The following is a 13,340-nucleotide window of genomic DNA, read 5'->3' on the forward strand; positions in this document are numbered from 1 at the left end:
CGCGCGTGACCGCGTACTTCCCTCCGCGCAGTGAACGTGCCGGAAGGTTCCACGACTCGCCGCTGGGCCCGTCACGAGGTTCCGCGAAGATCCTGTCCGCGGGCTCGAGATGCCGGAATTACGGAACCTTGAGGGCAGCAGGCACCTCGGGGACCTTGCACGCGCGCCGCGGCGTCAAGACGCGGGGGGCGCCTCGGGAGTGGGGGTCGGCGCCCAGTCGCGGGGGAGCAGGGGGAGCCAGATGCGGAAGGTGGCGCCACCGCCCGGGGTGTCGATGACCTCGACGGACCCGCCGTGCGCCGCGACGATCCCGGACACGATCGCGAGCCCCAGGCCCGAGCCGCCGGTGTCCCGAGCGCGCGAGGTGTCGGCCCGCCAGAAGCGCTGGAAGATCTTCTCGCGCAGCTGCGGCGGGATCCCCTCGCCGTGGTCGATGACGTCGATGTGCGCCATCCCACGGTCGTCGTCGACGCCGATGCCGATCTCGATGGGGTCGTCGTACGCGGTGAAGCGCATGGCGTTGCCCATCAGGTTGGTCACGACCTGGCGGATCTTGTTCTCCTCGGCCAGGACGATCGGCGGACGCTTCGGCAGCACGACCGTGGGCAGGGGAGTGGTCTCGGTGCCGACCGGCCCCTCGATCTCCATCGCTCGGTTGCGCCGGGCACGCAGCCGCGCCAGCGTCTGGCGCGAGAACGCGATCGGCCCCGTTGTGTTCGCCGACGGGGACGTGGGGGCGGAGTCGGCCGAGGTCGGGGTGACGGCACCCGGTCCGAACGACGACGGCGCCCGCACGGCCTGGGGCACGTTCTCGCCCGTGACCGAGTCCTCGACCAGGACCTGGATCTCGCGGTCGGGGTTCGACGCCATGGTGTCGAGCGCTGAGTCGCGGGCGATGGCGACGAGGTCGACCGGCCCGAGCTCGAGCGGCTTGGACTCGTCGATGCGGGCGAGCTGCAGCAGGTCCTGCACGAGCAGACCCATGCGCTGCGCCTCTTTCTCGATGCGCTCCATCGCCTGGGCGACGTCCTCGTCCTTGCGGAGCGCACCCATCCGGTAGAGCTCGGCGTACCCGCGGAGCGACACCAGCGGCGTCCGGAGTTCGTGCGAGGCATCGCCGACGAAGCGGCGCATCTGGGCGATTGTGCGTTCGCGGTCCTCGAAGGCGCTGTCGATGCGCTCCAGCATGGCGTTGAGCGACCGGTTCAGGCGGCCGACCTCGGTGTTCGGGGTGTCGGCGTCGAGGCGCTGGTTGAAGTCGCCGGCAGCGAACCGGGCGGCGGTGTCCTCGACGTCGCGCAGGGGGTCGAACGTCGCGGTCACGAGCAGCCGGGTCAGCATCGCGCCGAGCAGGATCACCGAGACGCCGAACCCCAGGAAGATCACCGTGAACCGAGCGATCGTCTGGTCGGTGTCCGCGCTCGACACGGCGACGAGCACGTAGCCGGTCTCGGTCGCGCCCGTCGACAGGTTCTGCAAGTTGGCGGGGATGACCTGCGCTCGCCACTCGTGGTTGTGCTGCTTGTCGTAGAGCGTGAACGGGGTGTTCGCCTTGGTCGCGGCCGGGAAGTCGACGGTCGCGATGTCCGGCTGCGAGGTCGACTGGGTGTCGCAGATCTGCTTGCCGTCGCTGTCGTAGGCGGCGACGTACGAGCTCTTCTCGAGCACCATCGTGAGCTTGCAGTACTGCTCACCGTCGCTGATGTTCTGCCCCTCGAGCTGCGAGGTCGTCGTCGTGACCTGGTTGTCGAGCCGGGAGACCAGGTAGGTGGACAGGACGGTCATCGTGCCCAGGCCGGCGACGAGCAGCCCGAGCGCCACCAGGAGCACCGTGATCCCGGTGATCTTGGTGCGCAGGGAGATCCCGTCCCACCAGCGGTTCATTCTCGCGTGCATGCTGCCCCAACGGTAGACGGCGCCCGACCGGTGAAACCGGACGAGCGCCGTGAGAACGGCGCCCGCCTGATGGAACCGGACGAGCGCCGTGAGAACGGCGCCCGCCCGGCAGAACCGGACGAGCGCCGTGAGGACGACCGGGCGACGAGCCCGCCCGAACCTGGGCTAGGAGGCCTTGGACGCCTTGAGCATGTACCCGAAACCCCGCTTGGTCTGGATGATCGGCTCGGTGGAGTACTGGTCGAGCTTGCGACGCAGGTACGAGATGTAGGACTCGACGATGCCGGCGTCGCCGTTGAAGTCGTACTCCCACACGTGGTCGAGGATCTGCGCCTTCGACAGCACGCGGTTGGGGTTCAGCATGAGGTAGCGCAGCAGCTTGAACTCGGTGGGCGAGAGCTCGATCTGCGCGTCGCCGATCGTGACCTCGTGCGTGTCCTGGTCCATGGTGAGCTCGCCGGCGCGGATGATCGCGTCTTCTTCGTCGTTCATCGTGCGACGGAGGATCGCCTTGATGCGGGCGACGATCTCGTCGAGCGAGAACGGCTTGGTCACGTAGTCGTCGCCACCCACCGTGAGGCCGGTGATCTTGTCCTCGGTGTCGTCCTTCGCGGTGAGGAAGAGGATCGGCGAGGTGTACCCGGACGAGCGCAGGCGCTTGGTGACACCGAACCCGTTCATGTCGGGGAGCATGACGTCGAGGATGATGAGGTCGGGTTCTTCCTCGAGCACGGCGGAGATGGCCTGGGCGCCGTTCCCCACTGCGCGGACGGCGAACCCGGCGAACCGCAGCGAGGTCGTCAGGAGGTCGCGGATGTTCGGCTCGTCATCGACGATGAGGATCTTGGGTCCATCGGTCATGGCCCTATCCTCTGACTGTTCCCTAAGCGTTCCCTGAGAGCGTCTGGGGTACGCCCTGGATCTGGTCGGCATCGAGGATCGTGTACGAGTAGCCCTGCTCAGCCAGGAACCGCTGCCGGTTCTGGGCGAAGTCCTGGTCCACGGTGTCGCGGGTCACGAGCGTGTAGAACGACGCGGGGAGGCCGTCCTTGTTCGGCCGCAGCAGCCGACCGAGCCGCTGCGCCTCTTCCTGCCGCGACCCGAACGACCCGGACACCTGGACGGCGACCGTGGCGTCGGGCAGGTCGACGGAGAAGTTCGCGACCTTGGAGACGACAAGGACGTCGATCTCGCCGTCGCGGAACGCCTGGTACAGCCGCTCGCGCTCGTCGACGGGCGTCGACCCGGTGATCTCGGCCGCGTCGAGGGAGGCAGCGAGTGCGTCGAGCTGGTCGATGTACTGCCCGATCACCAGGATCTGCTCGCCGCGGTGCTTCTCGATCAGGGCCCGGACGACCGGGGTCTTGGCCGGCGTCGTCGCCGCGAGCCGGTAGCGCTCGTCGTCGCTCGACGCCGCGTACTCCAGCCGGTCCTCGTGCGGCAGGTCGATGCGGACCTCGTAGCACTCGGCGGGGGAGATGTAGCCCTGGGCCTCGATCTCCTTCCACGGGGCGTCGTACCGCTTCGGACCGATGAGCGAGAACACGTCGCCCTCGCGGCCGTCCTCGCGAACGAGGGTCGCGGTGAGTCCCAGGCGACGACGAGCCTGCAGATCGGCGGTCAGCTTGAAGACAGGTGCCGGCAGCAGGTGGACCTCGTCGTAGACCACGAGGCCCCAGTCGAGCGCGTCGAGGAGCGACAGGTGGGTGTACTCGCCCTTCCGGCGCGCGGTGAGGATCTGGTAGGTCGCGATCGTGACGGGCCGGATCTCCTTCACGCTGCCGGAGTACTCGCCGATCTCGTCCTCGGTGAGCGACGTCCGCTTGAGTAGCTCGGATCGCCACTGTCGCGCGGAGACGGTGTTCGTGACGAGGATGAGCGTGGTCGCCTTGACGGTGGCCATCGCCCCCGCGCCGACGAGCGTCTTGCCCGCGCCACACGGCAGCACGACGACGCCGGACCCCTGCGCGAAGAAGCTCTGGACCGCGTCCTGCTGGTACTGGCGCAGGTCCCACTCGGTGGTGTCGAGGTCGATCGCGTGCGGCTGTCCGGGGGTGTACCCGGCCAGGTCCTCGGCGGGCCAGCCGAGCTTCACCAGCTCTTGCTTGACCTGCCCGCGTGCCCACTGCTGCAGCTCGATCGCGGTGTCGGACCGCTTGTCGCCGAGCAGTGGCTTGATGCGCTTGGACCGGGTGACCTCGGCGAGGACGGTCGGGTCGGTCGCCGTCAGCAGCAGCCTCGGCTGGCGCTCGAGTTCCTCGCCCGGCGAGTTCGCGATGACCGGCGCGTCCTCGCGCTCCTCGCGGCGGATGACGAGCCGGCCGTACCGGCTGACGGTGTCGCGGATGTCGACGGTGACGCTCTGCGGCACCGGGAACTTCGCGAAGCGCTCGAGGGTGGCGATCATGCTCTCGGCGTCGTGGCCCGCGGCGCGCGCGTTCCACAACCCCAGGCGCGTGACCCGGTAGGTGTGCACGTGTTCGGGGGCGCGTTCGAGCTCGGCGAACACCGCGAGCTCGTGGCGTGCGTCCTCGGCGTCGGGGTGTGCGACCTCGAGCAACACCGTGCGGTCGCTCTGGACGATCAGCGGTCCGTTCATGACCTGCCAGCCTAGCCGGGTGCGCCTGGGTCAGGCTTCGCTGTCGACGGACACGACGAGCGACAGGGGCAGGGTGCGCTCCACGTCGGCCGCCGTGTCCTTGCCGCGGATGCGTCCGGCGGCGACGGACGTGGGCACGATCGAGAACGGCCGCTCGGTGCCGTCCGGCATCCGGACGACGACGCGGATGGGTGTGCGACCCCGGACGGCCAGGTCGATCTGCCGTCCGAGCCACTCCTGCTCCGGCTCGGCGTCGCCCCGTTCCGTCGTGAGACGGAGCCGTCCGACGACGGCGCGCGCGGCGGCTTCCGGCGACCGGGTCGCGGCACGGCGACGACCGGGAGGCCCGTGGTGCGTCTCGGGGCGGGCGCCGGGTTGCAGCACGGCCGGGTAGCGCTGGTCCTCCAGCGCCGCGTGGACGACGTGCGCCGGGTAGCGGGTCACCAGTGTCGTCAGGTCGGGCCGCTCCCACGCCATCTGGCGGAGCTCGGCGTCCACCCCGATCAGGTCGAGCTGGTCGGGGGTGCCGCGCACGACGGCACCGAGCCCGTCCCCCGCTCGGTCGACCACGATGCTGCCGTCACGGGCGGCGACCTCGTCGACCAGGTAGGCCAGGGGCTGCGGGACGCCGGTCAGTCCGATGCGTTCGAACAGGCCGAGCACGTCGTCGCGGGACCTGCCGGCGCGCAGGGCCCGCCGCAGGGAGTCGTCCGACACGCGGTACCGTGCGGCGAGCCCCGGGGCCTCGAGGTCGGCGACGCTGCGGAGCTCGGCGTCGGCCGCGGGGGCGAGCGGTCCGGGTGCGATGACCGTCAGGTCGTGCTGCAGGTACACGCCCTCGACCGTCTGCGGCAGGTCGTCGGCGGCGACCCGGGCAGCGGCGGACGCGTCGTCGCCGAGCAGGGTCGAGCCGGAGTCGGTGACGATGCCCTCGACGGTCAGTCCGAGCGCGTTCGCGGTGCCGGCGACGTCGAGCAGGGTCGCGTCCAGCCAGCGCGCGCCGGCGGGGTAGGCCCAGCGGCCGAGGGCGACCAGGTCGCGCCAGTCCGTGCCCGCGAGTGCGAGGACGTCGTGCACCGCGGGGTCGAGCATGTCGTGCCAGCGCGTGACGAGGTCGGTCCACCGCTCCGGCCACGAGGTCGTCAGCCACGCTCGGCCGGTGTCGGTGAGTGCCCAGGTGTGGTCGTCCGGGACCGTGAAGCGGATGTGCGCGAGCAGCGCGAGGCGTCCGGGGACGACCTCGGCGTCGGCGCCGGACCGCTCGGCGAGCTGTCGGGCGAGCGGGGACCCGATGCCGCCCTTGACCAGTTCGCGCACGCCGCCGTCCTCGACCGCCCGCAGGAGCTCGGCGAGCACGGTCATCGTCGTGAACGCGTGCTCGGCGCCCGTGGCGCGTGCGGCGTCCGGGCCGACCGTGTCGGTGACGGGACGGTCGGGGCGGTCGTGCTGCGAGCCTCCCCCCACCGGCACGGCCGACTCGCCGCTGGCGGGTCGATCCGGAACCGGCGGCGTGGCCCCATGCAGGGCTGCGAGGTCGGGGTGGGCGGCCACGCGTGCGGCGACCGCGTCGTCGACCCGGCCGTCGTCGTCTGCCAGGCCGAGGGCGACGGCGGGAGCCAGGTCGTCACCCGTCGAGCCGTCCCGGAGCGCCAGCAGGGTGCGGCGGGGGAGTCGCTCGACCGCTGCGTCGACCGCGGCCTCGGCGCGGAATGCCTCGGCGAGGTCGAAGAAGTCGGTGATGCTCTGGGGCCCGGTCTCACCGAGCACGGCGGTGGGCAGACCGCGCGCGACGATCAGCCGCTCGAGGTCGTCGTCCGGCATCGCCCGCAGTCGGGCGGCCAGGTCGGCGGTGGTCGTCATCGTCCTTCGCCCGCGTCCGGAGCGGACGTCAGCGTGCCTCGTTCTTGTGTTCGCGGGCCTTGCGCGTCCAGACGGTCGCGAGCAGTGCCAGGATCAGCACCATCGCGATGGGCGGTCCGACGTAGATCACGCTGAGGGCGACCGGCCAGATGCCGGTGCCGGGGATCGTGCCGATGGTCAGCCACCCGACGATCATCACGATGAAGCAGATGATCGTGAAGAGGACGATCCCACCGACCATGAACGCGATGACGCGTTCGGTACGATTGGACGTCGCCGGGGGTTGCGCGGAGTTCCGCGTGTCCCCGGGGGATCGGGTCGGCTTGGCCATCTGCCCAGGATATCCGCACCACGGCCGCACACACATCGAGGAGTCCACGCATGCCCACCGGCAAGGTCAAGTTCTACGACGACCAGAAGGGGTTCGGGTTCATCACCGGCGACGATGGTGACCAGGTGTTCCTGCACGCGTCCTCGCTGCCAGAGGGCACGACCACCGTCAAGGCCGGTGCGCGACTCGAGTACGGCGTCGTGCAGGGCAACAAGGGCTCCCAGGCGCTGTCGGTCCGGCTGCTCGACCCGAAGCCGTCGCTGGCGAAGATGTCGCGGCGTTCGGCGGACGACATGGCCGTGATCGTCGAGGACCTCGTGAAGGAGCTCGACCGGATCAGCGGGGACCTCCGCCACGGCCGCTACCCGAAGAACGGCACACGCATCGCCGCGATCCTGCGGCACGTCGCAGACCAATTGGACGCATGACCATGACGACCGAGCACACCGACCTGACCGAACTGGCCCGCACCGCGCTGCTCGAGGTGACCCCGGAGTCCACCGTCGGCGCACCCGCGGGCACCACGGACGAGGGCGACGGGGTGGTCTCGGTCCTCTTCGCGAACCGCATGCCCGGCTACCCCGGCTGGCGCTGGACCGTCAGCATCGCCCGTGTCGAGGGCGACGAGCCCACGGTGCTCGAGGTCGAGCTCATGCCCGGCGACGGTGCGCTGCTCGCCCCGGAGTGGGTGCCGTGGTCGGAGCGGCTGGCCGAGTACCGCGCGGCGCAGGACGACGAGGCGCACGACGAGTCCGAGGACGGGTCCGAGGACGACGAGGACGACGACGACGCTGACTACGACGAGTCCGACGACGACGAGTCGGACGACGACGACGATGACGACGAGTCGGACGACGACGACGATGACGACGAGTCGGACGACGACGACGACGAGTCGGACGACGAGTTCGACGAGGACGACGACTTCACGGACGCCGACGAGGGGGACCTCGCCGAGTCGGACGACGATGAGATCGAGGGCGTCGACGTCGACCAGCTCGCCGACGTCCGCGAGCCCGCCGACGACGAGCAGCACTGACGAGCAGCACTGACACCGTCGCACTGCACCGACGAACGGACACGGCACCGCGGATCTCCGCGGTGCCGTGTCCGTTCCGTGGTGCTGTGGCGTGCGCTGACCCGCGCCGGCGTCAGGCGCCGAGCTGGCCGACGACGTAGGTGATCGCCCGCACGAGCTGCTGCACGTCGTCGGGGTCGATCGCCGTGAAGGTCGCCACCCGCAGCTGGTTCCGCCCGAGCTTCCGGTACGGCTCCGTGTCGACGATGCCGTTCTGACGGAGCGTCGCGGCCACGGCGGCGGCATCGATCGCGTCGTCGAGGTCGATCGTCGCCACGACCTGCGACCGGTGCTGCGGGTCGGTGACGAACGGCGTCGCCCAGTCGACCGACTCGGCCCAGTCGTAGAGCGTCGAGGACGAGGTCTTGGTGCGGACGTCCGCCCACGCGAGTCCGCCCGAGCCGTTGATCCAGGACACCTGGTCGTCGAGCAGCAGGAGGGTCGAGAGTGCCGGTGTGTTCAGCGTCTGGTTCAGACGGGAGTTGTCGACGGCGTTCTTGAGCGACAGGAACTCGGGGATGTAGCGGCCCGAGGCGGCGATGCGCTCGACGCGCTCGATCGCCGCGGGGGAGAACAGCGCCAGCCAGAGCCCACCGTCCGAGGCGAAGTTCTTCTGCGGTGCGAAGTAGTAGACGTCCGTGGCGCTGACGTCGAACGCCGCACCGCCGGCGGCGCTGGTGGCGTCGACGACCGTGAGCGCACCGGGGTCGCCCTCGGCACGGACGACCGGTGCCATCACGCCGGTCGAGGTCTCGTTGTGCGGGTAGGCGTAGACGTCGACGCCCTCGACGATCTCGAGCTCGGAGCGCGACCCGCCCGGTGCCTGCACGACGTGCGGTGCCTCGAGCCACGGGGCGGCGGCGGCCTTGGCGAACTTCGACCCGAACTCGCCGAAGGACAGGTTCTCGGCGCGGCGCTCGATCAGCCCGAAGGCCGCGGCGTCCCAGAACGCGGTCGAGCCGCCGTTGCCGAGGACCACTTCGTAGCCGTCGGGCAGCTGGAAGAGCTCGGCGAGACCGGAGCGCACGGAGCCGACCAGGTCCTTCACGGGCGCCTGGCGGTGGGAGGTGCCGAGGATCGTCGCCCCACGGGTCACGAGGGACTCGAGCTGCGCACCACGGATCTTGGACGGGCCGCACCCGAAGCGTCCGTCGGTCGGGAGGAATTCAGCGGGGATGACGATGTCTGCCATGGACCGATCCTACCGATCGCTGGTATCCCACCCGACCCCGGACGGACGCGTCACGATGCCGCCTTGTCGCCGCGAACAAGTAGGGTGGGTCGCGCTGGAGCCGGACAGGAGAGGGCGGACCGTGACCGATCTCGTCGACACAACCGAGATGTACCTGCGGACGATCCTCGACCTCGAGGAAGAGGGGATCGTCCCGCTGCGCGCGCGCATCTCCGAGCGCCTGGGGCACTCCGGTCCGACCGTCTCGCAGACGATCGCCCGCATGGAACGCGACGGCCTGGTCGTCGTGTCGGGTGACCGGCACCTCGAGCTCACCGTCGAGGGGCGCTCGCGCGCCACGCACGTGATGCGCAAGCACCGTCTCGCCGAGCGACTGCTCTCCGACGTGATCGGCCTGGACTGGGCGTTCGTCCACGACGAGGCCTGTCGCTGGGAGCACGTGATGAGCGAGCAGGTCGAGATCCGCCTGCTCGAGATGCTCGGCAACCCGACCGAGTCCCCGTACGGCAACCCGATCCCCGGCCTGGCCGAGATCGGCGGGCCCGACGCCGGCGGTTTCCTCGACGGCGTCCGCAACATCGTCGCCGCGACCGAGGGCACCGACGCCGTCGCGACGGGTGTCATCCGTCGCCTGGGTGAGCCCGTCCAGTTCGAGCCGGAGCTCCTGCACCAGCTGCGGTCAGCGGGCGTCATGCCCGGCCGGCTCGCCAGTGTGCAGCGTGCCGGGGCGTACGTCGCGGTGCGCGTCGACGGCGAGGACGCGGGCATCGAGCTCCCCTCCGAGGTCGCGCAGCACGTCTACATCGACGCCGCGTAGCCCGACCGGGGTACGCCGCCGGGGGACGACGTCGAGCGGTTGACGCAGGCCCCGCTGCAAATCCGAAGGACCCCCCTGACCAGGGCTTCTTTACCGTTCCGTTACCAAACGGCGTTTTCGTCTCGACAAGGTAACGGTCCGCCCGTACACTCGACGAGTCCCCGGGCTGACAACGACCCGGGAACCCGTGGCAGGACGTCTCGCACCCGTCTCCTGCCTCGATCGGAGACGATGACGAACGGATGGGGTCGCGCACGTCAGAGGTCACGCAGTCGGTGGCCGGTGGCGCGTGACGACGAGACGCCGGAGACCTCCCTCTTGACGCAGACCGGTACGCCCGCGGACGTGACGCCCGTGAACCCGACGAACACCGAGAACGCCGCCACCCCGACCGACGCCCCGCTCACCCGGCGGGCGAGCCGCGAGGCAGAAGGCCGGACGCCCCGCCGGTCCTCCGCCACCGCGGCGATGCGCGCGACCGGCACCCACGCCGTCCGCAGGGCCGAACCCGCTCCGCGCACCGCGATGACGAAGCCCTCGTCGGTCTCGCGCAAGCGTCGCTTCATGGCACCGATCGTCCTGACCGTCGCCGCGGGCATGTTCGGCACGATGGCCGTCCCCGCAGCGTTCGCCGCCACGCAGCCGTCCGGTGCCTCCGACACCGCGACCGCCCAGCAGGCCGCGCGCACCACCGAGAGCCAGCAGCTGTCCGTCTCCGACGCCGCGGCCCTCGCCGACACGGGCCGCGACGGGTACTCCGCGACCGCGCAGTCCACGCTCGACGCCGAGAAGCACGCGGCTGACGTCGCGGCGGCCCGTGCGGCTGCTGCCAAGCAGTACGCGGCCTACACGGGCCCGACCAAGAGCGACTACCTGGCCTCGTCGACGACGAACACCACGACCGCAGCGTCCACCGCGGCCGCTCCCGCAGCGGGCACGCCGTTCTCGCTGCCCGCCGTCGTCGCGACCGCCAAGCAGTACATCGGTACCCCGTACGTCTTCGGTGGCGCCACCCCGGCCGGCTTCGACTGCTCGGGCTACGTGATGTTCGTGTACGCCCAGTACGGCATCAACCTCGCGCACTCGGTCCCGCTGCAGGACCAGGCCGGCACGACCATCCCCGAGTCCCAGGCCCAGCCCGGCGACGTCGTCATCTTCAACAACGAGGCGCACGACGGCTTCTACATGGGCAACGGCATGATCATGGACGCCCCGAAGCCCGGCGGCGCCGTGTCGATCCGCAAGATCTGGACGAGCGACTACCACATCGTCCGGATGGGCATCTGACGTCCGACCAGAACCTGAACACTCTCCGAACCGGCTCAGCACCCCTCGTGCTGGGCCGGTTCCTGGGTTAATCTGGCCCCATCGGCCCGTCACGGCCCGAACAGGAGACCTGATGTCCACGTCACACACGACCCGCACCATGGGTCGGCGCGCGTACGTGGACATACGGTCGACGACGACCTGCGTGCACCCGCACGTCCCGGTGTGACCGAGAGCACTACCCGCCAGGGTGGTGCTCTTCTTCGTTCCGGGGGCAGTCCGTCCTCACCCGTTCGTCCCGACCGGTCCGGTGCCCGCACCGCCTGGAAGCCGTCCAGGCTCGTCGGAAGGGAACCCATGCGCACTCTCGTCCTCAACGCCGGTTACGAGCCCCTCGCGGTCATCTCGTTCCGGCGGGCCCTCGTGCTGGTCATGAACCAGAAGGCCGCCATCGTCGCCGCTGACCTCGACCACCCCGTCACGGGATCGACGTCCACCTACGACCGCCCGTCGGTCATCATCCTCACCAGGTACGTGCGCATCCCGCACTCCCGCCTGGTGCCCGTGTCGCGACGTGGGGTCCTGCGTCGTGACGCGAACCGGTGTGCGTACTGCGACCGGCATGCCACGACCATCGACCACGTGCAGCCCAAGTCGCGCGGCGGAGCCGACTCGTGGGAGAACCTCGTCGCCTGCTGCCTCGCCTGCAACAACGAGAAGGGCGACCGCACACCGCGCGAGATGGGGTGGCAGCTCCGGTTCCGCCCGAAGGCACCGCACGGCTCGAGCTGGGTGGTCCGGGGCGTGGAGCGCCCCCAGGCGGAGTGGGACGAGTACCTGGTCGCCGCGTAGTGACGAACGGGAGGCCCGTGGCGGCGCCGCCACGGGCCTCCCGTCCGTCCCGTCTCACCTGCTGGGCGTGAGCCGGTAGACCAGACCGGCCGTGTCGTCCGTCACGTACAGGGCGCCGTCCGGTCCGGGAACGGCATCGACGGACCGTCCCCAGCGCGAGCCGGATGCCGTCTGGAAGCCCTCCACGATCGTGTGCGGCTGGCCGAGCGTCCCGCTGTCGTCGTCCCAGGCGCTGTAGGACACCGACGGTGGCCGCGGCGGCTGCCGGTTCCACGACCCGTGCGTCGTGATGAGCGCGCCGTCGGCGTACGCCTCCGGCAGCGCACTGCCCCGCGTGAAGACGAAGCCGATCGGCGCACTGTGTGCCGGCAGCCCGACCATGGTCGTGGTCACCGTGCCGCAGTCGAGCGCGCCGCCGTCGGGGTTGTTCGCCGGTTGCCGCACGTACCCCAGGTCGAGCAGGTCGGTCTTGCCGCGGGAGTCGGGGACGCAGTACGGCCACCCGAGCTCGGCGCCGCGGGTGATCCGGGTGACCTGGTCGTTCGGGTGCTCGTTGACGTACGCCTGGACCCGCTGGCCGTACCTGCCCGTGCCGTCGTGGAACGGGTACGGCTGCTGGTCGGCCTGGTTCACCGCGGTGAAGAGCGTGCCGTCCGGGGCGTGGGCGAGGCCTTCGCCGTTGCGGACCCCGGTGGCCAGGAGCATGTCGTCGCTGCCGTCCAGCCCGACCTGCCGGATCACGGCGCGGTCGGGGTTCGCCTGCCGGTCGGCGCCGCTGTCGTTCGTGCCCGAGCCGATGTCGTAGGTGACGATGCCGTTCCGCACCGCGACGAACTTGCCGCCGTGGCCACCGGTCGGCAGGTCGTCGACCAGCACCCGGCGATCGGTGAGTTCGCGGTTCCGCCAGTGCCACGTCACGATGCGCGAGTCCTCGCCGAGCACGACGACGGTCGCACCGTCCTGCTGCGTGACGGCCACGCCCTGGGGATCGTCGAGGCCCGACGCCAGGCGCTGCACCGACGGAGCGCGGTCGCCGCTGCGGGGCGTGAGTCGGAGGAGCTCCCCGCGGTCTCCGGTGGTCAGGAGCATGCTGCCGTCGGGCAGCCACGCCGCCATGCGCGCACCGTCGGCATCGGCCCACACCTGGGCCCGCCAGCCCGCGGGGACGCGCAGCGAGCGTCCTGATGCGGCACCGGCATCGGCCCCGTCCGCGACGGTGAGGCGGAACGCGCGCAGACCGTCCGACGGGCTGCCGGTGACCGCCGCGTTGCTGGCGGCGCCCGTCGGGGTGTCCTCGGTGCGCGCGTCGGTGGCGGTGCAGGCGCTGACGGTGGCGACCAGCAGCACTGCGGCCGCGACCCCGGTCAGGCGGTGGGTGGTCGACATGGCGTGTCCTTCCGGTGGACTCCCGAGCGTGTCCGTCTCCGAGTGTCCACCCCCGCAGCACGG

12 protein-coding genes are annotated in these 13,340 nt (G+C 70.8%); 5 read left to right on the forward strand and 7 right to left on the reverse strand.

The window, feature by feature from the left end; genetic code table 11:
- Positions 1–174 precede the first annotated feature (174 nt).
- The 5 genes from ASG04_RS03705 to ASG04_RS03725 all read right to left on the reverse strand — a co-directional run bounded on the left by ASG04_RS03705 (position 175) and on the right by ASG04_RS03725 (position 6,686).
- The gene (locus ASG04_RS03705; RefSeq protein ID WP_056120550.1) at positions 175–1,896 is read right to left on the reverse strand and encodes a sensor histidine kinase; all 1,722 of its coding nucleotides are present in this window, start codon (positions 1,894–1,896) and stop codon (positions 175–177) included.
- Between the two features lie 165 nt (positions 1,897–2,061).
- Complete coding sequence (locus tag ASG04_RS03710) at positions 2,062–2,757, reverse strand: response regulator transcription factor (protein ID WP_056120555.1); 696 nt, start codon at positions 2,755–2,757, stop codon at positions 2,062–2,064.
- Positions 2,758–2,779: 22 nt separating this feature from the next.
- A complete protein-coding gene (locus ASG04_RS03715) occupies positions 2,780–4,495 on the reverse strand; it encodes a DNA repair helicase XPB (protein WP_056120557.1) in 1,716 nt (571 codons plus the stop codon).
- Between the two features lie 30 nt (positions 4,496–4,525).
- On the reverse strand, positions 4,526–6,355 hold the full coding sequence (locus tag ASG04_RS03720; protein ID WP_056120561.1) for a helicase-associated domain-containing protein: 1,830 nt from the start codon (positions 6,353–6,355) through the stop codon (positions 4,526–4,528).
- A 28-nt stretch (positions 6,356–6,383) separates the two neighbouring features.
- Positions 6,384–6,686: a hypothetical protein gene (locus tag ASG04_RS03725; protein WP_056120567.1), complete on the reverse strand. Its 303-nt coding sequence runs from the start codon at positions 6,684–6,686 to the stop codon at positions 6,384–6,386.
- 50 nt (positions 6,687–6,736) lie between these two features.
- Here ASG04_RS03725 and ASG04_RS03730 point away from each other — a divergent pair, with 50 nt between their 5' ends.
- Both ASG04_RS03730 and ASG04_RS03735 read left to right on the forward strand, forming a co-directional pair.
- Positions 6,737–7,114 carry a cold-shock protein gene (locus ASG04_RS03730; RefSeq protein ID WP_056120570.1) on the forward strand — a complete coding sequence of 126 codons (378 nt, stop codon included), beginning with the start codon at positions 6,737–6,739 and terminating at the stop codon, positions 7,112–7,114.
- The gene (locus tag ASG04_RS03735) at positions 7,111–7,725 is read left to right on the forward strand and encodes a DUF3027 domain-containing protein (RefSeq protein WP_156463513.1); all 615 of its coding nucleotides are present in this window, start codon (positions 7,111–7,113) and stop codon (positions 7,723–7,725) included. Before ASG04_RS03730 ends, ASG04_RS03735 begins: the two co-directional genes overlap by 4 nt.
- 112 nt (positions 7,726–7,837) lie before the next feature.
- On the opposite strand, the gene serC is transcribed toward ASG04_RS03735, so the two are convergent.
- On the reverse strand, positions 7,838–8,956 hold the full coding sequence (gene serC, locus ASG04_RS03740) for a phosphoserine transaminase (protein WP_056120576.1): 1,119 nt from the start codon (positions 8,954–8,956) through the stop codon (positions 7,838–7,840).
- 121 nt (positions 8,957–9,077) lie between these two features.
- On the opposite strand from serC, the gene ASG04_RS03745 reads away from it, so the two are divergent.
- The 3 genes from ASG04_RS03745 (at position 9,078) to ASG04_RS03760 (ending at position 11,891) form a co-directional block, all read left to right on the forward strand.
- On the forward strand, positions 9,078–9,773 hold the full coding sequence (locus ASG04_RS03745) for a metal-dependent transcriptional regulator (protein WP_056120578.1): 696 nt from the start codon (positions 9,078–9,080) through the stop codon (positions 9,771–9,773).
- Between the two features lie 345 nt (positions 9,774–10,118).
- Positions 10,119–11,060 carry a C40 family peptidase gene (locus tag ASG04_RS03755; protein ID WP_162241687.1) on the forward strand — a complete coding sequence of 314 codons (942 nt, stop codon included), beginning with the start codon at positions 10,119–10,121 and terminating at the stop codon, positions 11,058–11,060.
- 336 nt (positions 11,061–11,396) lie between these two features.
- The gene (locus ASG04_RS03760) at positions 11,397–11,891 is read left to right on the forward strand and encodes an HNH endonuclease (RefSeq protein ID WP_056120587.1); all 495 of its coding nucleotides are present in this window, start codon (positions 11,397–11,399) and stop codon (positions 11,889–11,891) included.
- Positions 11,892–11,945: 54 nt separating this feature from the next.
- On the opposite strand, the gene ASG04_RS03765 is transcribed toward ASG04_RS03760, so the two are convergent.
- Positions 11,946–13,277 carry a PQQ-dependent sugar dehydrogenase gene (locus ASG04_RS03765; RefSeq protein WP_200938396.1) on the reverse strand — a complete coding sequence of 444 codons (1,332 nt, stop codon included), beginning with the start codon at positions 13,275–13,277 and terminating at the stop codon, positions 11,946–11,948.
- Between the last annotated feature and the right edge of the window lie 63 nt (positions 13,278–13,340).

Origin of the sequence: Curtobacterium sp. Leaf183, assembly GCF_001424385.1 — a bacterium.
GTDB lineage: Bacteria > Actinomycetota > Actinomycetes > Actinomycetales > Microbacteriaceae > Curtobacterium.

Bases quoted from the DNA above. Each gene is read 5' to 3' on its own strand.
- ASG04_RS03705 (WP_056120550.1), bottom strand. From the start codon at position 1,896: ATGCACGCGAGAATGAACCGCTGGTGGGACGGGATCTCCCTGCGCACC.
- ASG04_RS03710 (WP_056120555.1), bottom strand. From the start codon at position 2,757: ATGACCGATGGACCCAAGATCCTCATCGTCGATGACGAGCCGAACATC.
- ASG04_RS03715 (WP_056120557.1), bottom strand. From the start codon at position 4,495: ATGAACGGACCGCTGATCGTCCAGAGCGACCGCACGGTGTTGCTCGAG.
- ASG04_RS03720 (WP_056120561.1), bottom strand. From the start codon at position 6,355: ATGACGACCACCGCCGACCTGGCCGCCCGACTGCGGGCGATGCCGGAC.
- ASG04_RS03725 (WP_056120567.1), bottom strand. From the start codon at position 6,686: ATGGCCAAGCCGACCCGATCCCCCGGGGACACGCGGAACTCCGCGCAA.
- ASG04_RS03730 (WP_056120570.1), top strand. From the start codon at position 6,737: ATGCCCACCGGCAAGGTCAAGTTCTACGACGACCAGAAGGGGTTCGGG.
- ASG04_RS03735 (WP_156463513.1), top strand. From the start codon at position 7,111: ATGACCATGACGACCGAGCACACCGACCTGACCGAACTGGCCCGCACC.
- serC (WP_056120576.1), bottom strand. From the start codon at position 8,956: ATGGCAGACATCGTCATCCCCGCTGAATTCCTCCCGACCGACGGACGC.
- ASG04_RS03760 (WP_056120587.1), top strand. From the start codon at position 11,397: ATGCGCACTCTCGTCCTCAACGCCGGTTACGAGCCCCTCGCGGTCATC.
- ASG04_RS03765 (WP_200938396.1), bottom strand. From the start codon at position 13,277: ATGTCGACCACCCACCGCCTGACCGGGGTCGCGGCCGCAGTGCTGCTG.